17 protein-coding genes are annotated in these 20,719 nt (G+C 28.8%); 7 read left to right on the forward strand and 10 right to left on the reverse strand.

Going from position 1 to position 20,719, the window contains the following annotated elements; genetic code table 11:
• Window positions 1-15: 15 nt before the first annotated feature.
• The 3 genes from ACNI28_RS10920 to ACNI28_RS10930 are packed head-to-tail and all read right to left on the reverse strand — an operon-like array spanning window position 16 to window position 1,711.
• Window positions 16-294 carry a heavy-metal-associated domain-containing protein gene (locus ACNI28_RS10920; RefSeq protein WP_419764282.1) on the reverse strand — a complete coding sequence of 93 codons (279 nt, stop codon included), beginning with the start codon at window positions 292-294 and terminating at the stop codon, window positions 16-18.
• Window positions 295-296: 2 nt separating this feature from the next.
• Window positions 297-623, reverse strand: a complete 327-nt coding sequence (locus ACNI28_RS10925; RefSeq protein WP_419764283.1) for a hypothetical protein — start codon at window positions 621-623, stop codon at window positions 297-299.
• The gene (locus ACNI28_RS10930; RefSeq protein WP_419764284.1) at window positions 620-1,711 is read right to left on the reverse strand and encodes a transglutaminase-like domain-containing protein; all 1,092 of its coding nucleotides are present in this window, start codon (window positions 1,709-1,711) and stop codon (window positions 620-622) included. Before ACNI28_RS10930 ends, ACNI28_RS10925 begins: the two co-directional genes overlap by 4 nt.
• Before the next feature lie 297 nt (window positions 1,712-2,008).
• Here ACNI28_RS10930 and selD point away from each other — a divergent pair, with 297 nt between their 5' ends.
• From selD to ACNI28_RS10960, 6 genes are all read left to right on the forward strand, one after another.
• The gene (gene selD / locus ACNI28_RS10935) at window positions 2,009-3,043 is read left to right on the forward strand and encodes a selenide, water dikinase SelD (protein ID WP_419764285.1); all 1,035 of its coding nucleotides are present in this window, start codon (window positions 2,009-2,011) and stop codon (window positions 3,041-3,043) included.
• Window positions 3,044-3,198: 155 nt separating this feature from the next.
• Complete coding sequence (gene selA / locus ACNI28_RS10940; RefSeq protein ID WP_419764286.1) at window positions 3,199-4,545, forward strand: L-seryl-tRNA(Sec) selenium transferase; 1,347 nt, start codon at window positions 3,199-3,201, stop codon at window positions 4,543-4,545.
• On the forward strand, window positions 4,545-6,374 hold the full coding sequence (selB, locus tag ACNI28_RS10945; protein ID WP_419764287.1) for a selenocysteine-specific translation elongation factor: 1,830 nt from the start codon (window positions 4,545-4,547) through the stop codon (window positions 6,372-6,374). Before selA ends, selB begins: the two co-directional genes overlap by 1 nt.
• On the forward strand, window positions 6,375-6,992 hold the full coding sequence (locus tag ACNI28_RS10950) for a class I SAM-dependent methyltransferase (RefSeq protein WP_419764288.1): 618 nt from the start codon (window positions 6,375-6,377) through the stop codon (window positions 6,990-6,992).
• 345 nt (window positions 6,993-7,337) lie between these two features.
• A complete protein-coding gene (locus ACNI28_RS10955; RefSeq protein WP_419764289.1) occupies window positions 7,338-8,321 on the forward strand; it encodes an IS110 family RNA-guided transposase in 984 nt (327 codons plus the stop codon).
• Window positions 8,322-9,149: 828 nt separating this feature from the next.
• Entirely contained in the window at window positions 9,150-10,067 is a 918-nt protein-coding gene (locus ACNI28_RS10960) for a hypothetical protein (RefSeq protein WP_419764290.1), read from the forward strand.
• Window positions 10,068-10,295: 228 nt separating this feature from the next.
• Here ACNI28_RS10960 and ACNI28_RS10965 read toward each other — a convergent pair whose 3' ends face one another.
• On the reverse strand, window positions 10,296-10,694 hold the full coding sequence (locus tag ACNI28_RS10965; RefSeq protein ID WP_419764291.1) for a DUF2721 domain-containing protein: 399 nt from the start codon (window positions 10,692-10,694) through the stop codon (window positions 10,296-10,298).
• Window positions 10,695-10,853: 159 nt separating this feature from the next.
• Between ACNI28_RS10965 and ACNI28_RS10970 the strand changes: the two genes are divergently transcribed.
• Window positions 10,854-12,530, forward strand: a complete 1,677-nt coding sequence (locus tag ACNI28_RS10970) for a formate--tetrahydrofolate ligase (protein WP_419764292.1) — start codon at window positions 10,854-10,856, stop codon at window positions 12,528-12,530.
• A 28-nt stretch (window positions 12,531-12,558) separates the two neighbouring features.
• On the opposite strand, the gene ACNI28_RS10975 is transcribed toward ACNI28_RS10970, so the two are convergent.
• The 6 genes from ACNI28_RS10975 to ACNI28_RS11000 all read right to left on the reverse strand — a co-directional run bounded on the left by ACNI28_RS10975 (window position 12,559) and on the right by ACNI28_RS11000 (window position 20,713).
• On the reverse strand, window positions 12,559-13,068 hold the full coding sequence (locus ACNI28_RS10975; RefSeq protein WP_419764293.1) for an NADPH-dependent FMN reductase: 510 nt from the start codon (window positions 13,066-13,068) through the stop codon (window positions 12,559-12,561).
• 111 nt (window positions 13,069-13,179) lie between these two features.
• The gene (locus ACNI28_RS10980; protein WP_419764294.1) at window positions 13,180-13,863 is read right to left on the reverse strand and encodes a gamma-glutamyl-gamma-aminobutyrate hydrolase family protein; all 684 of its coding nucleotides are present in this window, start codon (window positions 13,861-13,863) and stop codon (window positions 13,180-13,182) included.
• A complete protein-coding gene (locus ACNI28_RS10985; RefSeq protein WP_419764295.1) occupies window positions 13,830-14,849 on the reverse strand; it encodes an amidoligase family protein in 1,020 nt (339 codons plus the stop codon). The genes ACNI28_RS10980 and ACNI28_RS10985 overlap by 34 nt, the downstream gene beginning before the upstream one ends.
• Window positions 14,822-15,319, reverse strand: coding sequence for a hypothetical protein (locus ACNI28_RS10990; RefSeq protein ID WP_419764296.1), 498 nt, complete (start codon window positions 15,317-15,319; stop codon window positions 14,822-14,824). The genes ACNI28_RS10985 and ACNI28_RS10990 overlap by 28 nt, the downstream gene beginning before the upstream one ends.
• Window positions 15,320-15,413: 94 nt before the next feature.
• Window positions 15,414-17,360, reverse strand: a complete 1,947-nt coding sequence (locus ACNI28_RS10995) for a sensor histidine kinase (RefSeq protein ID WP_419764297.1) — start codon at window positions 17,358-17,360, stop codon at window positions 15,414-15,416.
• Between the two features lie 119 nt (window positions 17,361-17,479).
• Complete coding sequence (locus ACNI28_RS11000; RefSeq protein ID WP_419764298.1) at window positions 17,480-20,713, reverse strand: CheR family methyltransferase; 3,234 nt, start codon at window positions 20,711-20,713, stop codon at window positions 17,480-17,482.
• Window positions 20,714-20,719 lie beyond the last annotated feature (6 nt).

The raw sequence follows: 20,719 nt of genomic DNA on the forward strand, positions 1-20,719 counted from the left end.
AATAATAAAAATAAATTACTTATTATATTTAGCGGTTGATAAAACAACACCCTCATAAGAAGTTGTTTTTATTGCTTCTAATATATCTTCTATTTTTACTTTCTCGTTATAAATGACTTTTGCCTCTTTTGTATTTAGTCTAACACTAACTTTTTCTATGCCATCAAGTTTTTTTATAGCTTTTTTAACAGCTGTTGTACATAAAGGACAGTGCATTTTTTCAACTTTTATAATGCTAATATTTGAAGCAAACAAAAAAGAACAAAAAGATAAAAGTAGTATAAGTGTTTTCATAATCAATCCATAAATAGTGGTATTAGTTCAGGGTAAAAAAGTAAAAAAAAGATTAAACAAAAAAATAGTATAAAAAGTGAATATTGGATAATAATATCTTTTTTTGAACACTCACATGAGATTTTCTTTCTTAATCTTTTTATTGCAAAAAATAAAAATGCTATAGTTAATATAGCCATTGGAATTCTTAGATAATCTAAGTTTGTAAAGTAAGTTAATACTCCACTTGATACTCCCAAAAATATAAATAAAAATGCAGGTAAACAGCATAGTGTTGATAATAGAGCAGTAATAACTGCTCCCATTATCGGAATATTTATTCTACTCATACAACTTCTTGTGAGATATAACTATAAGCAAAAGATTTTGCATCATAATAATCTTGTGCATCCTCACCAAGTTCAGCATATGGGTAACCTAGCATATTTAGTGGGTATTGAGCAGGTTTTGGATTTAGTACAAAATCTCTAGCATAATTAAATGCTACCCAGTTCATTTCCCAGTTTCCAAACATAAAGGCTTTTGTATCTTTTGTTTTTTTATCTTCATTAGTTAGTTTTTCACCAAGTCTAACTTTAGTAACATCAGCAGGATCTGCAGGAACCCATCCAAGTCCACTTATGTAAAATTCAGCTCTACAGTGTTGTCCACCAGTAATTTTTGCTAAACCATTTGCATCTGCTTTTCCACAAACTTTTGAAATTTTTGATTTACCAGCTCTGATACCAAATACTTCACGTGCTGGAATATTTGCATTTCTAAGTAAGGCTACAAATACAGAACTTATATCTGTACATTTTCCACCATAGATTTTCTCTTCAATAGTTCTTTTAGCATCTCCAATACCACAACCAATAACACTGTTATCTCTATACATTGTAGTAACTGTCCAGTCATAAATTGCTTGGGCTTTTTCAAGTGGAGTATTTGCATCTTTTATGATGTTTTGTGTAAAAGTTTTCATTTTATTACTAACTGGAATATGAGCTGTACCTTCTAGGAAAGTTTTTACTTCACTTGGATAATTCATATCATTTTTTGCTAAGCTTAGATTATGTTCTTTTAGCATAGTAACAACATCATAATTAACTGTTAATTCTCTTTTTGTTGATCCTTTGTCCCACTTAACATAAAGTACTTTTGCATCATAATCATTTTTTGCTAAGTATGCTTCTTTGTAGTTTCCTTTAAATTCAAAGTTTGCTACTTTTTGGTATGTTGAGTCTAAAGGAATTGGAACCCATAACTGTGCTTCTTCTTTGCTGGCTTTTATCTCAAAACTATTTGTAATTGAGAATTTTCTCGTACCATTTTTGATTCCAAATGCATTTGAGTCATTTGCGCTTAATAAACTTGGATTTATCAACATTGATGTTGAAAGTAGTGCTGAACCTTTTAAAAATGTTCTTCTTTTCATGGGTAATAACCTCTAATAGTGTTTCGTTCTATTGAGATATAAAGTAAGTAAAATTCACTTTATGTCAAACCATAACCTATGGTCTTGAACTAAATTTATGATGGAATCATATAGTATGCTTTATAAACAAATGCTTAAAAAGTAAAAAAAACTTTACTTTATTAAATCTAAATTTAAATATAAAAAGATATAATATTTTATAAATTTGCATTAACTCATGGATTGGGTTTACATAAAATGTCATACTCCACGTCTTATACTAAAAATAATCCACAAAATGCAATTACAAGGTTAGTTATGAACAACGAATATAAATTAACAAAATTCGTTCAAGCTGCTGGTTGAGCTGCAAAGATGGGTCCGGGTGATCTTAAACAATCAATTTGCAACCTTAAACCAACAGATGAAAGAGTTTTAGTAGGCTTTGATACAAGTGAAGATGCTAGTGTATATCAAATAAGTGATGATAATGCCTTAGTTCAAACACTTGATTTTATTACACCTGTAGTTGATGATCCCTATATTTATGGGAGAATTGCTGCTGCCAATTCACTTAGTGATGTATTTGCAATGGGAGCAGAGGTTAAAACAGCACTAAATATAGTTGGTTTTGATGCAAAGAATCATAATAAAGAAGTGTTAGCTGAAATACTTAACGGTGGAAATGAAAAGATAAAAGAGTGTGGTGGAGTTTTATTAGGTGGTCACACTATTGAAAGCCCTGAGATGTATTATGGACTGTCTGTAACGGGTATGATTCACCCAGATAAAATATATAGAAATAATACTGCCAAAATAGGACATGTACTAGTTTTAACAAAACCTCTTGGTATGGGTATTTTAACTACAGCCATAAAAAGAGATATATTAAGTGATGAGACAAGAGATGAAGCTATAAAAGTAATGGAGACTCTAAATTATTTGCCATCAAAGATACTTAGACAGTATGATGTTAGTGCTTGTACTGATATAACTGGATTTGGCCTTTTAGGGCATGCATTGGAGTCAACAAATCCTTTGACTTCGTTTGCTATTCATTGTGGAATAGTTCCTGTTATGAGCGATGCTCAAGAATTAGCTGAACAAAATGTAATACCAGGTGGAACAAAAAGAAACATGAAATATCTTGAAGATAAGACAACTATTATGTGTCCAACGTCAAAGTGTTATACTATGTATTGTGATGCACAAACTTCGGGTGGTTTGTTAGTTGCTATGGATAAAGATGATGCAAAAGAGTATATTAAAAAAGTGGAAGAGTTAACTTATGGTTATGCCACGATTATAGGGGAAGTTATTCCAAGGGGAGTTACACCAATTATAATTTATTGATTGGCGAGAAGATGAAGGAATCGAACCTCCCACGGCGTATTACACATAAACCGTCAATCAGGGTTGAAGCCTGTGGTGCCCACCAGGTACACTTATCTCCCATGTAAAAAAGAATATTACATTAAAAAAATTTAAAACTATCTGAAAGGGTAAAAATGATTTTACTTAAATCTATTCCAAAGATTGATAAATTTGTAGCAAAGTCTTGTTTTGATAAATACTCAAAGAGTTTGATTACTAAAATATCAAAAGAGACAATAGAGCATTTACGAAGTGAGATTTTAACAAATAATATTACACAAATAAATGAAGATGATTTAGCAAAAGAAGTTATTTGCAAATATGAAGAAACAATTTCCCCTTCACTACAAAAAGTAATAAATGCTACAGGAATAATAGTACATACAAATCTAGGTAGAAGTCTACTTAGTAAACAGAGTTTGCAAAAAGCTATAGATATAGCAACTTCATACAATAATTTGGAATATGATTTACAAAAAGGTCAAAGAGGAGAGAGATACTCTCATATAGTAAAAACACTACAAGCCCTAACAGGATGTGAAGATGCAATTGTTGTAAACAACAATGCTAGTGCAGTTTTTCTTATCATGAATACTTTTGCTAAAAGTAAAGAAGTAGTTGTTAGTAGAGGAGAACTTGTAGAGATAGGTGGAAGCTTTAGAGTTCCAGATGTTATGGCTCAAAGTGGGGCTGTTTTAAAAGAGATAGGAACTACAAATAAAACCCACCTAAGAGATTATGAAAATGCTATCAATGAAAATACTTCAATGCTCATGAAAGTACACAAATCAAACTACTCTATTGAAGGTTTTGCTAGTGAGGTTGAGTTTGAAGATATAGTAAAAACAGCTTCAGAACACAATGTAATAGATTATTATGATATGGGAAGTGGACATATGATTGACTTGCCTTTCAATCTATCAAGCTCTGAACCATCTATTTTAAAAATCATGGAATATAATCCTTCACTTTTAAGCTTCTCTGGGGATAAACTTCTAGGAAGTGTACAAGCAGGCATAATCATAGGTAAAAAAGAGTTAATAGAAAAGATTAAAAAGAATCAACTTTTACGAATGTTGAGGGTTGATAAAATCACTTTAGCAATAATTGAAGATACACTAAATTCATATTTAAAAAATGATTTAGAAAATATTCCTACACTAAATATGCTACATATTAAGATAGAAGTACTAGAACAAAGAGCCAATAGACTTAAAACTCTTATAGGTGATATATGTAAATGTGAAGTAATAAATACCCAAACATTAATTGGTGGTGGTACAACTCCAAATAAAAAGATACCAACTATTGCATTGAGTTTAGAGTGTAAAGATTACAAAGCAAATAAAATAGAACAAGAGTTAAGAAAGCATAATCTTATTAGTAGAATAGAGAATGAAAAAGTACTCTTAGATTTTAGAACTATACAAGAAGATGAGATAGAACAAATAGAAAGTATAATAAAAAAGGTATTTAATTAATGTCAAATATCATTATAGGAACAGCGGGACATATAGATCATGGAAAAACAGCTTTAATAAAAGCTTTAAATGGTTTTGAGGGTGATGATACAAACGAAGAGAAACAAAGGGGTATTACTATTGATTTATCCTTTTCAAATCTAAGTCGAGGTCAACAAAACATAGCTTTTATAGATGTACCAGGACATGAAAAGTTAGTTAAAAACATGATTGCTGGGGCTTTTGGATTTGATTATGTGATGTTGGTTGTAAGTGCAGTGGAAGGTATAAAACCTCAAACAGTAGAACATATAGAAATCATAAACTTACTTGGAATAAAAGAGTTAATAGTAGTACTTACAAAAAAAGATTTAGTAAGCTCTGAAGAGTTAGCTTTAAAAAAAGAGCAGATATTGATGTTCTTGGGAACTTTTGATTTTGAGATAAAATTTGTAAGTGAAGTCTCTATCTATGATGAAAGCTCAATTGAAAAACTAAAAAATCAACTTTTTACCATAAGTAATAGTACAAAAGAAGAAGAGAATTTTTTTAGATTTTATGTGGATAGAGTATTTTCTCCTAAAGGTATAGGTACGGTTGTAACAGGAACAGTCTTAGGAAAAAAAGTAGAACTAAATGAAAAAGTTTTTATTAGTGAAATTCAAAAAGAGACAAAATTAAAAAACATACAAGTACATAACCAAAACGTCCTAGAAGCAAATATCTCAAATAGGGCAGCATTAAATTTACAAAACGTAGATGTGAAAAGTATAACAAGAGGTGACTTGATTACTAAAAGGGGATATGTAAGGGGATTTGACGGTATTGATATCTCTTTTTCTTGTCTAAAAGATAAAAAACTTCTACATGATAAAGTCTATACACTATTTATTGGAGCAAAAAAAATAGAGGTAAAAACTTTACTTTTTGATTCTATTGGCTCACTTGAAACAGGTTTTGCAACACTAAAAGCAAAAGAAAAACTCTATACAGTTTTTGGTGAGAAAGTGATACTTAGAAGTGGCAACGAAACCATATGTGGTGGAAAAGTTTTAAATCCAGTAATTGACCCCATGAAGAAAAATCAAAAAAGAAGATTGCTAGAAGCTTTAGATAAAAGTGACTTTACAAGTGCTTATTATGAACTTTTAAATGCTCACAAAAAAGGACTTGGAATAATCTCTTCAACACAAAGATTTGCTTTAAGTCATGAAGAGGCTTTAGAGTTTGCAAAAAGGCTTGATGAGGTATTTGTGGATGAAAAAGATTTAATCATCTATCCAAACTCTACAAAAGAAGAGTTAAAAGAGCAGATTAAAAATATATACGAAAAGAACTCCTATGCCATGCTTTCAAACTCTTCTATATCATTGAGAGCAAAATGGGCAAGTGCACTATTTATAGATGCTGTTTTAGATGAATTAGTAGAAGAAAACTTTTTAATTAAAGAGGGCAATTTATATAAAAATGCCAATATAAAAGAGGATTTTTTAAAAGATTTAGAAGAGATAGTTTTAAATAGATTAAAAGAAGAAGATATAAGTCCAACTGCTCCATATAATATCTATGATGATTTAGACATTGATAGAAAATTAGGTGATGACATCTTAAAATCATTGACATCAAAAAAACAAGTAATAAGACTACAACATAACCTTTTTATTCATTTTGAGAGTCTAAATGGCATAGTAAAAGCTATGAAAAGTATCATAAAAGAAGAGGGCTACATAGAACTATCAAACTTCAAAAATAAATTTGAACTAAGTAGAAAATATCTAATTGCATACTTAGATTATCTTGATAACTATTCAGAGATAAAAAAAGTAGAAACAAAAAGAGTTTTTGCCTAAATGACTTGTCCTTTATGTTTTAATAATGCAAAACTTTTTTATAACAAGACTCACTACAAGTGTGAGTGTTGTAGTGGAGTATTCAAGGCAAAAGAGTTTCACTTAATTGGTGAAGATGAAAAAAACATCTATGAAAAGCATAAAAATGATTCAAGTGATATAAGATACCAAAACTTCCTCTCTCCCATAACAAACTCAGTTTTAAAAGATAAGCCTAATAATAGTATAGGTCTTGATTTTGGTTGTGGGAAAGATTCTGCGATTATAAATGTACTTAAAGATAATGCTTATGAAATACATGGCTATGATCTATTTTATTTAGATGATAAAGGGCTTTTAGAACAAAAATATGATTACATAACTAGTAGTGAGGTAATAGAACATTTTCAAGAGCCAAATAAGGAGTTTACTCTTTTAAAATCACTATTAAAAGATGATGGAAGTCTGTATCTTATGACAGATATTTATGATGAAAAAATAGATTTTGATAAATGGTACTACAAAAATGACCCAACACATATTTTTATGTATCAAAGAAAAACTTTTGAGTGGATAAAAGGGGAGTTTGGGTTTTCTAGGGTTGAGATAGAGGGTAGGTTGATTCGGTTTTATTTGTAGGTTAAATAAAGGTATTTTCTCTCTTGAAGAGGTAAACCTCTCCGCTTTCTTACTTTTGTATTGACGAAAAGTAAGCAAAAGCAACTACGGCTCGTATAATAAAATTAATGGAGATATAGATAATATATTTTCATAGAGTTTGTTAAGTGATATATCGAACTACGGCGAAAGAGATTAAAAAATAATCATCTTGATTTGAAGTCAGATAGTCATATTAAAAGTTTGAGTGGCAACAAGAACAGTAATAAACTAGTTCGAATTTACGAGTCCGAAATATGTATGACAAATCAGGTAGGAGAAATCCTACCCTAACGAACTCTTTATCCTAAAATAAAGGTTCCAGATATGTATTCTATCGGATTAGATATTAGTAAGTCAACAATCAATGTGTATGTTCCTTTTAATGATTTAGATTTAGTTATTGAGAATAATTTAAAATCATTAAAAAGTCTATATTCTAAATTAAAAAAGCATTACAAAAAAGATATAGATAAGTTAGTATTTGTGTATGAACCAACAGGGAATTATTCTTCTGTTATAAAAAAGTTTGCAGCAAATAAAAATATCAAATGCTTTATAGTAAATCCTAAACAAAGTTCAAATTTTAGTAAAGCCATAGGACAAAGAAATAAAAATGATGTAAATGATGCCCGAATGTTATCACAAATGATAGTAACAGCATCAAAGGAACAGATTAAAGTACCAGTAATAAAACAAGAAATAGAAGAGATAAAAGAGTTGATAACTTACTATCAATTTTTAATTAAACAAAAATCACAAAATAAAAATCATTTAGAATCTTTGATAGCTAAAGATGGAATAAGTAAATTAATACAAAGAATAAAAAAAGAGATAAAACTTTTAGAACAAAAAGAAAAAGAGATACTACTTGAAATAAAAAAAGTAATAGCAAAAGATGAGAAACTTCAAGAAGCATTTATAAATATACAAAGTATAAAAAGTGTAGGAGAAGTATCAGCAATAGTTCTATTGCATCATTTTATACAATACTCAAATGCAAACCAAAAAGAGATAATATCACTTGCAGGATTAGATCCAATAGAGAAGAGTTCAGGAACATCAATAAAAGGAAGAACAAGAATATCAAAAGCTGGTTCAAAACTATGTAGAAGTGTATTGTTTATGGCAAGCCTAAATGCCACACAATATAATGAAGAGTTAAAAAGATTTTATAATAGATTAAAAGATAATGGGAAACATACAACAGTAGCACAAATAGCAGTAATGAGGAAAATAGTAGTAATAGCACATAGTATTTATAAAAATAACGAAATATATGATGAGGAAAGATTTAAAAGATATTTATGATAATTTAGATTTTTTTATCTGTTTTTAAGGTGGCAACTTCGGAGCCAAAGGTTCCCTCATTTATTATTTTTAATTTCTAGCTTGCGGAACTCACAAAAAAGAGTGAGTTTATCACTCTTTTTTATTCAAACAGTCCTCAGCTTTTTCCGAAATGAAAAATAAACATTCGGCTCCTGCAGATGTAGGAAGAAATCCGTTTAGTTGTTTCTTTTTCTTAAAAGTTCAAACTATCTGGTAATAATTAGAGAAAATAAAAGCAAAAAGTCTAAACAAATCAAAAATGCAAATGTCCTTATTCCACCTTTTATCTCCAACATCTACAGAAGCTGAGCGTTTGTTTTATCTTTTCGGAAAAGGCTTGCAACTGTTTGAGTAAATAAATATGCTAAATGCATATTTATTTATGAGTTTTGCAAGACAGGAAAGATAAAACAATAAGCGAAGGTACCCAAAGGGCTTCGCAGCCGTTGGTGGTTTTGCTTACTTTGTCCACACAAAGTAAGAAGTGCGAAGACCGTCAGGTGTTCATGAGAATTAAAACAACAAAATGTAGTTTTATCACGATTTTTAACAAATAGTTGTACATTATGTTGTTTTATTGGGTAAATACAGGGCTAAACCATACATAAAATTTCAGAAATATACTTTGAAAATATTACAATATAGACAAATTTAAATCAATAATTAAAAGAAAAGCCCGAATAAAAGCTTTTCTTTCATACATTAAAGCAACATTATTTATGTTATAAATATCACAAATTCAAGGCTATTTTGTATATAATGAATGTTCAATAAATAGTTAGGTAACAAAACAACAAGGAATAAAAGATGGAACAAATTTTAATCTCACTTACACAAAATATATCTATAGCTGATATTGCACTAATACTAATGACAGCAATCATAACTATTGGAATGCTAAGAAACAATACATTAGGAAAGAAATTAGCAACTTTATTCTTTTTTACAAACGATGATGGTCTAAAGAATGAAAAAATTTCAGAATTAGAAAAACAAATGAAAACTCTAGAAGAAAGATTAACTAAAAATGTTTTAAAAGATAAAGAGGAACTAGTACATCAGTTATTAGAAAAATATATTGATGATAATATTTTAGACCTTATTAATAAAAAAATTCAAAATGCAGATGTTATCAAAGATAGCATAATTAAAAATCTGAAAGAAGATATACAAAATACAACTAAAAATTATTTAACAGACACTTCCGTAAAGGATATTCAAGAAGCAATTAAAAAAGACTCGAATCATAGGTTTCTTACAAACACACTAGAGAAAGAATCAAGGAATGCCTCTACTTTAAAAATGGTAATGATAAATCTTTTTGTTATTGTAACATTTGCTTTTGTTGCATTTAATATAGTTAAGCAACCCGATTTGTCATCTAGCGCATACTTCGCAACTTTAGGTTTATATTTTAGTTTAGGGGCTTTTATGCTTTATATAATAAGAACTTCTCATTTCCGTTCATCCGTGCTATTAGCAATTCATGAAGATGAAAGAAACTATAATAATTTAGATGAATATATATATAAACATAAAAACAATGAAGATATAACGGAGCATGATGTTGATGTAATCAGAATGATTATGACAAATCGTTCTGAACGAGAGCAAAAAGCAAATCATCCATATGAAGTAATATTGAAGGGTGTTTCTGGCACAAACGTACAATTTAAAGGTGGAAAAATTGCACTTGGAGATAATAATAATTCTAAAAAAACCTAACAAAAACGTGGAACACAATATTTTCCCCTATGCGGAAAATATCGCTCACGACAAACGTTAAAGTTCTGAAAAGCAACTAACAACCTTTATTTACACTACATAATAAAACAATAAAATCATTCCCAAGTATAAAAATACGAAAGAAAATTTATGAAAGTAGATAAAAGTCACGATATATACTCTGAAAAAGTAAGAAAGCGGAGAGGTTTACCTCTTCAATAGAGTTATCTAACTACACCTTTCATCCAAATCTTTTAATTCTAAGTTCAAAGCATTTGATGAGATATAAACTTCCCACAGTGAGATATATAAAGATAGACACATAGTTAGTAAACTTAGTCCAAATACTTTTTTACCCACATCATAAAATCCTAAAAAAAGTGCAAACATTGAAATAGTACATAAAAGCATAGATACTACTCCAAAAAACTGCATCCATTTTGTTAGCTCTAGTCTTCTTTTTAAATTTGCTATTTGTCCACTAAGCTCTTGCTCACCGTGTTCTCTAGCTTGTCGACTAAGTGAACGAATAAGTTGACCTGTTGTTAAAAATCTATTTGTATATGCTAAAAGCAGTAGTGAAATTGCTGGGAAAAGTAGGGCTGGGGTGGAGATTTCTATTTCCATAAAGTGCCTTTTGTATTTTTTTGTATTGTAACAAAAAGAATAAAAAATGATGGTTAAAATATATACAGTAAATTTATATATTTAATGACTTACAAATATATTTCTAATAGCAGATGTAGTAGAATAAAATATCTATATTTTAATATATTAGGAAGACATATGTCAGATATCGAAATAGCACAAAAAGCCTCTATGAAACCCATAATTGAATTAGCCAAAACAAAGTTTAATATTCCCCCTGAACATTTGGATCCTTATGGTCATTATAAAGCAAAACTCTCTTTAGAGTATGTTGATAGTTTAAGTCATCAAAATAAAGAGGGAAAGCTTATCTTAGTAACTGCAATAAGCCCAACTCCTGCAGGTGAAGGAAAGACAACTACAACAGTTGGTTTAGGTGATGCTTTAAATAGAATTGGCAAGCAGACAATTATTTGTCTAAGAGAGCCATCTTTGGGACCATGTTTTGGTCTAAAAGGTGGAGCTGCTGGTGGTGGATATGCGCAAGTTGTTCCTATGGAAGATATAAATCTTCATTTTACAGGTGATTTTCACGCTATTGGAGTTGCCCATAATTTATTGGCAGCTATGATTGATAATCATATTCATCATGGTAATGCTTTAACTATAGACTCAAGACGTATAAAGTGGAAGCGTGTTTTAGATATGAATGACAGGGCTTTACGAAAAATAACAGTAGGTCTTGGTGGCGTTGGAAATGGCTTTTTAAGAGAAGATGGCTTTGATATAGTTGTTGCTTCTGAAGTTATGGCAATATTGTGTTTAGCTACTAATAGAGCAGATTTAAAAGAGAGATTAGGGCGAATAATTATTGGCTATAAAACAGATAAGATAACTCCTGTTTATGCAAGTGATTTAAAAGCTCATGGGGCTATGGCAGCTGTGCTAAAAGATGCCATAAAACCAAATTTTGTACAAACCTTAGAAAATAACATTGCCATAGTCCATGGTGGTCCTTTTGCAAATATTGCCCATGGGTGTAACTCAGTAACTGCTACAAAAACAGCACTAAAACTTGCTGATTATGCAGTAACAGAAGCTGGTTTTGGAGCTGATTTAGGTGCTGAGAAATTTTTAAATATCAAGTGTAGAAGTTCAAAACTAAAACCTTCTGCTGTAGTATTGGTTGCAACAGTTCGAGCACTAAAATATCATGGTGGAGTTGAAATTGACCATCTAAATCAAGAAAATCTTGAAGCCCTTGAATTAGGTTTTTCAAATATCAAAAGACATATTTTAAATATCACAAAGAATTACAACCTTCCTGTTGTAGTTAGTATAAATCACTTTACTTATGACACAGATGATGAGACAGAACTTCTAAAGAAAAAGTGTGAAGAGTTAGGTGTGAAATGTGTGATTTCAAGACATTGGGCAGATGGTGGAGCTGGTGCTGAAGAATTGGCACATGAGATTATAGATATAGTTGATAACAGGGAAGCAGGATTTAATTATATGTATGAGGACAATCTTCCTATTTGGGAAAAGATTGAAACCATAGCTACTAAGATATATGGGGCAAAAGAGATAGTAGCTAGTTCTAAAGTATATGAAGAGATACAAAAACTACAAAAAGATTATGGGAAACTTCCTGTATGTATGGCAAAAACTCAAATGTCATTTTCTACAGATCCACATCTAAAGGGTGCTCCAAGCGGGCATATTATAGAAATAAGTGATGTAAAGCTAGAAAATGGAGCAGGATTTATAGTTGCTATTGCTGGAAATATGATGACAATGCCAGGTCTGCCAAAAGTGCCAACAGCTGAGAAGATTGATATTGATGATTTTGGGGTTATTACGGGACTATTTTAAGAAGGCAAAGTAAAACTTTGCCTATGTTTTATGCTTTTGAAAGTTTAACCAACTGATTAATCATAATTTTAGCACTATCTTCATTAAGCGGTTTTTCATAAGTAGTTAATAGTTCCCTTGCAAGAATATTTGCACCTAAGTGTTGAAATTGGATTCTCATAGCTTGAAGCCCTTTTGCTCCACCTCCACCACTATGTGTTGCAAGTCCTACAATCTTTTCATTAAAGGCATCTCTCCAAGACTCAGTTGCTCTTGATGTCCATGCCATAGCATTATTTAATACAGGTGGCATAACACCATTATACTCAGGAGCTACTATAATAAATGCTTTAAGTGCTAAGATTCTTTCAGCTAACTCTTTTGCCGTATCTGGAATACCATTTTTTTCTTCTTCTACTGTGCTATATAAAGGTAGATGTAAATCTAATAAATTAATAACTTCTGTTTCAACGTTTTCAATTGTTGCTAACTCTTTGAGTTTATCTCCAAGTTTTCTGTTGTTGTTTGCACTTGCAACTAATATTCCAATTTTTGACATATATATCCTTATAATATTTTTTAAAATATATCAAGTAAAACTTTAGTGTAAATAATAAACTAAACCAATATAAAAATCTAATAAAACCTTAAAGAGAGAATTAGTACAGATTTATTTCATATTGGCTTTGGCTTTGCTTACAAAGGCTTTAAATATTTTTCTATGTTTTTTCTTATAAAAAAGATATTCAGGGTGCCATTGCACACCAAATATTAAATTATTTTCATCTTTTTTTGATATGGATTGAATAATATCATATTCATCCATTGCTTCTATTTTAAAAGACTCAGGAGGTTTTTTTACAGCTTGATGATGTAAGGTATTTATTTTTATAGTTGTACTTTTTAAGCAAGTCTCTAACACCCCACCTTTTTTTATAGTTATATTTTTCCAAGGTAAAGGTGTATATTTATATCTGTAGCCATCTTTTCTAACATCCTTGAAAAGTTCTCCACCAAAAAATATATTTATTAGTTGATAACCTCTACATATGCCAAAAACAGGTTTGTTTTGTTCCACCGCTTTATATAAAAGCTTGTACTCTAATACATCTCTTTGATAAGTGATTATATCTTCTATTTTGCAACTCTCTTCTTCTATAAAGGCATTGTATAAGTCATTGCCTCCACTAATCAATAATCCATCCATCTCCCAATCATCATAAGGTACATTTGGGGTGATTATTTTGCTACGTGCTCCACACAAAAAAAGTGAAAACATAATAAAAAATCTAGAAATAAATCCTTTTTTAGGACCTGTAATTATGATAAGAGGTCTAGTATGTAGCTGTGACATTGTTCTATCCATTCATTTTTATTAAATAAAGGTGAATCAAGCTGTATTAAAAACTCTTTGCTCATTTTTTCAAATACTTCTTCATTGTTTGCAAGAAGTTCAACTAAAACCCAAAGTTGAAACTCTTGTGATAGATTCCATCTAAAAAGATTTACTTTTGAGTTTGGCAATCTATAATGATAGGTTGGTCTTGGATTGATTTTCTCATTTGGAAGGTAGCCTCTTACTTTTTTTTCATCCCAAAAGGCTAGTTGGGGTAACATATCCAAAATACGATTTCTTGTTGGATTATCTTTTACATAGTCTTCTAAAAACTCTTCTTGTGTAGGTTTATAATCTAAGTCAATTACTTTTTTAATATAATCTTTAGGAAAGTCATTTATATAAGGTGATATTTTTCTTGCTATGTCAACTTCACTTTGCACTTCTATCCATTTTTGGATGAGTAAAAATGATTTAAAAAGTCTTAGTACATCTTCTATATCTTGACTTGGTGGTTCTATATTAAAATGAACTCCAAAAGCATAATAGAGAGTATGAGTTGTTCCTAAAGCACCATTTAATCTAAGTAGTTCAACCATCTTATCTGTATCATGTATATTTTTGATAGGTATTGGAGGTGCTGCTATTTCAAATGGTACAAATCTTTTAGATGTTTTATCTACAATATCATCTATGTCATGGGAAACAGTTCCTATGACTTTACTAAGTTTTTCAAAAAGATTGTCATTTTGCATTTTTTGGAGTAATTGGGCATCAAGTTCAAACTTAAAATCCCCATACTTTGTATCTTTTAACAATAGCTCATATTTTGTAACTTTTTTTAAGTTCCCACCAAATATCTGAGATACAAGCTGGGCACTTTTTTCTAAAGAGAGATTTGAATACTCTATTTCAATACCCACATGTCTTGGATTATTTTTTTTATTTAAAAATAGACTAGGTAAATATTTTTTTTCTATGATTTCACTATATTTTGTTTCCATGATGCCTCTTTTGTATCTTCTAAATTATGAGTTAGTTTTTGGTATATTCCAAGCCCTATTATAGCAAATATAGCAGTTAATATTAAGGCAGACGGGTAAATTAATAGTGTAATATCTTTTGTTCCAGCTTTGAAGATATAAACTAAACCTTCAACACTAACAGCAATAGCAATAATTGTCATTATTTTTGTAAGAGTTCTTCTGGCTTCTTTTACTTCTCTTAGCTCTTTATTTCTAAAGACTTCTTCTTCAATAAAATATTTTGCAATATCCAAAATAGCAATAGAGATAATTGTGGTACTAACTGATTGAAGCATAACAAGAATAAATTCATCTTTACCTATATAGTTATCTACAGCATTTAATACTTCATTTGTAGACCACCATAAAATACAAAATGATATTCCAGCTAAAATTAAAGCAAATCCAAAATAGATAATTGTGATAAATATTTCAAATAATTTTTTCATTATTTATCCTTTTTTCTAGGTTAGAATTAAAGATAACATAAGTTATTTAAAAATAACTTAACTATTTATTAAGAAAATTTCTATAATTTGCAGACTAAATTTTACTATTTATTGGTAAAGTTATTTGGAACTGGGCACCTTTATATTGTTGGTTTTCATATTCAAATTCTACATTAGAAGCTTCAAGTTTTCCATCCATATTTTCAATAATTTGCCTACTCATATAAAGCCCTATCCCTGTTCCATCACTATCTTCTTTTGTTGTAAAATATGGAGTAAAAATATCATTTATAATATCCTCTGGAATACCGCCAACATTGTCCCTGATTTTTATATATACATAATCATCTTCTTTATATGCATCTATAAATAGGAATTGTTTTTTATTAGTCTCTTTTTTTAGAAACTCATCCTTTGCATTTTTTATGATATTAATTAGAACTTGTAGGAGTTCATTTTGATAGCCAGAGATTTTTACGTCGTCAATATTTTTAATAATCTCTATATTACTAGTTTTAAACTCTGAATCTATAAGCTTAAAAGTTTTTTCAAAAATACTTTGTGTACTAAATAGTGTTTTTTTCTTATGTGGGTCAAAGAAGTTTCTAAAGTCATCTATTGTAGTAGATAAGTGAATAATAGCATTGTCAATATTTTCAATAGCTTCATTTATCTCTTTTTTAGTATTTAAGCCTTTATGTTCTTTATTTAATTTAACAAGTGTATTTGACATACTAATTAAACTTAAAGGTTGTTTCCATTGGTGGGCAATATTACCTATCATCTCTCCCATAACAGCCATTTTAGATTGTTGAACTAGAAGTTTCTCTTTTTCAATGGTTTTATTTATCTCTTCTTGAATATTCTTTTGGTAAGAGGTAAATCTTTTTGAAATAATACTTGAAACATAAAAAGATATGGCAATAAGGAAAACTGTAACAACTATACTAATATTTAGAATCTTATTTATTACTAGTTCATTGTTTTTTATTAGCTCTTTTTCTTTTTGTTGTATATTTTTATCTAATCCATCTAAGTAAAAACCAGTTCCAATAATCCAATCCCATTTTTCAAAAAGTTTAACATATGCAATTTTGTTTGAAGATTTCATATTATTATTGTACGTCGATAGATAATTTATATAACCCTCTTTTTTCTCTTTTGCAAAAGTTAAAACATCTTTAATTGGATAGTTACCATTTTTATCTTGTATATTAATTCTATTTTTTCCAATATTTTCTTCTACAATATGAGATAAGCAAACACCGTTTTTGTCATAAATAAAAATATAGCCATTATCCCCATATCTTATTTTTTTTATCCAATTTAAGATTTTCTTTTTTAACTCTTGCTCAAAATCAACAACATATGCACCTGTACCAATAACTGCATTATATGGAGCAAAATATTTGTAAAAACTAATCTTTTCATAGACTTTTGTTTTGTCATTTGGCTTGTACCAATAATATTTATCATAGGCTTCTGTTTTTTCTTTTATAGTTTGTGAAATCTTTTTTACAAATTTATAGCCATTTGCATCTTCAAATTCCATCATATTTTTGCCTTCAAAGGCTTTATTAAAAGGTTGTAATATCTTTACTCCATTTATATCATCCATAAAAAAGTAACCTCTTGCATTGTTATATGACATTCCAGTAAGGGCACGTTTAATAGTGTTTAATATATGCTCTTTTGAATGATGATGACCAGTACCATTTAAATCTGAGGATTCACCCTCATATAAAATACTAGCAACTCTGTATGCTTCATAAACTTTCTTTTTTATGGATTCTTTTAGACTCTCTTCTGACTTTTCTATTTCATCATTTATTAAATCTATGATATTATAAATCTCTTTTTTTATTATTATTTTATTTTGATTAAGATAATTATTTTGTAAAGTTTGAATATCAGTATCTAAGTCTTGTTTTTTTTGTTTGATAAAAATGTTAGTTATTATGAGTGAGAAGAGGACAACAGCAACTATTGCTCCATATTTGATTATATTTAAGATGTATTTTTCATTATTTAAAAATTTCATAATATTCCCAATCTTGATAAAATATAAAAGGTTATTTTTTATTGTATCTAATATACAATTAAATTGTAACTATTTTATTAAACTAGGAAACTTAATTATTCTTTATATCTTATTTAAAATTAATTTTTGCATTTAAAAATTATACATGTACTTAATCCTTTATAATGCTTTGATTTATATTCAAATTCATCATTAAAAATATCTATTTCTCCATGGTGTCTTTCTTGAATAATCTTATTTGCAATTGAAAGACCTAGTCCTGTACCTACAGATTCATGTTTTGTTGTAAAGTAAGGCTCAAGTATTCTATTAATTATTTTTTCGTTTATTCCACCTGCTGTGTCTGTGATTTTTAATTTAATTGAATTTTGTGAAAGTTTTTTTGTAGTGATAAAAATAAATTTATCATCTTCATCTTTAACTCTTTCTTTTAGAGCATCTTTACTGTTATTAACAATATTTATTAAGGCTTCAACAAGTTCATTTGTAGAACCATCTATTTCTAAATCATCCTCAATTTCCATAACTAAAGTAATAAAATTGTTTTTTAATGAGGCTTCAACTAAATTAATTGTTTCTTTAATAACTCTAGTGATATTTGTTTTTCCAAAGTCTTTATTCTCTTTAATAAAGTCTCTAAAGTTATCAATAGTTTTAGATAAGTATTTAGCTTGGTCTAAGACAATATCCATATTTTCATTTAAGTACTCATTTTTCAAGGTTTTGTATTCTGCTTCTAGTTTTATGCCACTTGCAACAGTTGTAATGATACTTAATGGTTGTCTCCATTGGTGAGATATATTACCAATCATCTCTCCCATTGATACAAGTTTTGCTTGTTGGAAAATTATTTTATCTTGTTCTATAAATTCAGTTTTATCAATAAAACTTATTACAATAGCCTTATTACTTTTATCATCACTCATAGGTAAGTTTATTCTTTTAATAGTAAAATAGTAAGTTCTCTTTTTGTATATAATCTCATAACCAGTTTCAATACCAAGATTTAAACATTTTTTAATATTTTCTAATAAATTTGGTAGTTCAATGTTAGAATTTAACAATACAGTTGAAAAATTTTCCTCATTATTTGTAGATAAATCAAAGAAATCTTTGATTCCAACTGTATATTTTACGATATTTAAGTTGTCATCAAGTATGACAACATGTGCACTAAGATTTTCTAATACATTATTAAAGGCATTATTTGCAAAGTCCAATTCTATATTTGAAATATTGAGCTCTTCATTTACAGCTTGTAACTCTTCATTTGTACTTTGTAGTTCTTCATTACTTGTTTCAAGCTCTTCGTTTGTACTTTGCAGTTCTTCATTTGTACTTTGTAGTTCTTCATTTGTGCTTTGTAGTTCTTCATTTGATGTTTCTAACTCTTCAATAGTAATTTGAAGTCTCTCTTTTAATGTTAGCAATTCATCTTCAAGTATATTCATGTCTGTATCATTAAAATCAATTGGATCATACTTATCCTCATCTATACTTGATTTTGTATCTGTTATTTTGTCAAATGAAATAAAATATGTATCTTCACCTAATTTATTCTTTTCTAGAGGGTATACATTGATTATTACATACTCTTTAGGCTCCGAAATTGGTAAAATTCTGATTTTTTTAGAAGATATATAAGAACCTAGCTTCTTTGCTTCATTAATAGTTGCTCTTACATCTAATCTTAGAAAATCAACAACTAATCTAAACAACTCATTAGTATGAACACCTTGTGGATGATGTAAAAACTCTTTGCAGTCACCTTTATAAAAAAGAATAGTATAACTAGTTCCATCTACAACAATACCATTTTGAATAAACCTATTACATACTGATTTGTTAATTGAAATATCAATATCTATTAAGTTAGTTGATTGGTTATTTATATATTTATCTTTTGTAAAGTTTGTATTTCTTTTTCCATAAGTTAATGTCTCAATATCAATTTTTGCTAAGTCATTTAATTTTTTATAGATTTTAGATTTATTGCTAACAATTGAAAATAGAGAAGTTAGTGTTCCAATAGTCTCACTTTTTCCTAAAAATAGTAAGCTTTCATATCTTAATGAATAATAAAATATACTTAAAATTCTTTTTTGTAATTCAGAATTAAAATAGATTAATAAATTTCTACAACTTATCATATCAAGATTTAAAAAGGGTGGATCTTTTATAATATCATGTTTAGAAAATACAATCATATCTCTAATCTTTTTATTCACTTTATATGCTTTTTGAGTTTTTTCAAAATATTTATCTAAGTGGCTTTTTCTTATACCTTGTAATTCATCTGATTTAAAGACTCTATTTCTTGATTCATTTATAACTTTATCACTAATATCTGTTGCAAATATAGTTACTTTTTTTACCTTTCCCATCTCTTCTAATATATCACTAATTATCATAGCAATAGAGTAGGCTTCCTCACCTGTTGCACACGCTGTAACCCAGATTCTAATATTGTTGTCAAGTTTTTTTTCAATAAGTGAGCTTAATTGTTTTTTTAAGTCCAAAAAAGCATCTTCATCTCTAAAAAATGATGTAACTATTATAAGAAGTTCATCTTTTAACTTAGCAACTTCTTCTGCATCACTTTGGAGAATTTTTATATAATCATTTACCCCTTCAGCTTTTTTTTCTACAATTCTTTTTTTTATTCTTCTAGTAACTGTAGCATATTTATAAGAACTAAAATCTACCAAGGTTTCATCTTTTAAGATACTAAATATTTTTTCAAGGGAATCTTCTATTTCAAAATATTTATCAAAGTATTTTTTATCTTCTATTAGATTTATTATTCCATCAGCTAAAAGTTCAGGAGGTAGAGATACTAGTACTTTTCCAGAATCTATTGCTGATTTTGGCATAGAGTAGTATTTGGCAGCTTCATCTTCTGCTAAAGTTATACCACCATTTTTTTCTATTGCAATAATACCTTCTGTTCCATCACTACCTGTTCCACTTAAAATAATACCAATTGATTTTTCTTTTTTTTCTTGGGCTAATGATTTAAAAAAAATATCAATTGATGGCTTAGGCGAATGTTTGTTATTAGCAGATTCATAAAATAAAAATTTGCCATCTTGTACGATTAAGTTTTTATCTGGTGGGCAGTAATATATATGATTACCTTTAATCTCTTCCTTTTCTGAGATAGCAGATATGTTAAATCCAGAATATTTACTTAAAAGTTCACCTAGTAAGGTAGGTTTTTTAGCATCTAAATGTTGGGTTATTACATAACATATTCTATCATCCATTTGAACTTTTGATAAAAATTTTTGTAGTGCTTCAAATCCGCCAGCACTAGCTCCAATACCTACAATAAATATATCTTTGTAATTCATACTAAC

The sequence above is a fragment of the Arcobacter denitrificans (SeqCode) genome (assembly GCF_048571185.1).
Classification (GTDB): Bacteria; Campylobacterota; Campylobacteria; order Campylobacterales; family Arcobacteraceae; genus Arcobacter; species Arcobacter denitrificans.

Excerpts from the sequence above, each read along its gene's own strand:
- ACNI28_RS10995 (WP_419764297.1), bottom strand. The coding sequence starts at position 17,360 with ATGAAATTTTTAAATAATGAAAAATACATCTTAAATATAATCAAATAT.
- ACNI28_RS10975 (WP_419764293.1), bottom strand. The coding sequence starts at position 13,068 with ATGTCAAAAATTGGAATATTAGTTGCAAGTGCAAACAACAACAGAAAA.
- ACNI28_RS11000 (WP_419764298.1), bottom strand. The coding sequence starts at position 20,713 with ATGAATTACAAAGATATATTTATTGTAGGTATTGGAGCTAGTGCTGGC.
- ACNI28_RS10965 (WP_419764291.1), bottom strand. The coding sequence starts at position 10,694 with ATGGAAATAGAAATCTCCACCCCAGCCCTACTTTTCCCAGCAATTTCA.
- selB (WP_419764287.1), top strand. The coding sequence starts at position 4,545 with ATGTCAAATATCATTATAGGAACAGCGGGACATATAGATCATGGAAAA.
- ACNI28_RS10920 (WP_419764282.1), bottom strand. The coding sequence starts at position 294 with ATGAAAACACTTATACTACTTTTATCTTTTTGTTCTTTTTTGTTTGCT.
- ACNI28_RS10970 (WP_419764292.1), top strand. The coding sequence starts at position 10,854 with ATGTCAGATATCGAAATAGCACAAAAAGCCTCTATGAAACCCATAATT.
- selA (WP_419764286.1), top strand. The coding sequence starts at position 3,199 with ATGATTTTACTTAAATCTATTCCAAAGATTGATAAATTTGTAGCAAAG.
- ACNI28_RS10985 (WP_419764295.1), bottom strand. The coding sequence starts at position 14,849 with ATGGAAACAAAATATAGTGAAATCATAGAAAAAAAATATTTACCTAGT.
- ACNI28_RS10950 (WP_419764288.1), top strand. The coding sequence starts at position 6,375 with ATGACTTGTCCTTTATGTTTTAATAATGCAAAACTTTTTTATAACAAG.
- ACNI28_RS10925 (WP_419764283.1), bottom strand. The coding sequence starts at position 623 with ATGAGTAGAATAAATATTCCGATAATGGGAGCAGTTATTACTGCTCTA.
- ACNI28_RS10980 (WP_419764294.1), bottom strand. The coding sequence starts at position 13,863 with ATGTCACAGCTACATACTAGACCTCTTATCATAATTACAGGTCCTAAA.
- ACNI28_RS10930 (WP_419764284.1), bottom strand. The coding sequence starts at position 1,711 with ATGAAAAGAAGAACATTTTTAAAAGGTTCAGCACTACTTTCAACATCA.
- ACNI28_RS10960 (WP_419764290.1), top strand. The coding sequence starts at position 9,150 with ATGGAACAAATTTTAATCTCACTTACACAAAATATATCTATAGCTGAT.
- ACNI28_RS10955 (WP_419764289.1), top strand. The coding sequence starts at position 7,338 with ATGTATTCTATCGGATTAGATATTAGTAAGTCAACAATCAATGTGTAT.
- ACNI28_RS10990 (WP_419764296.1), bottom strand. The coding sequence starts at position 15,319 with ATGAAAAAATTATTTGAAATATTTATCACAATTATCTATTTTGGATTT.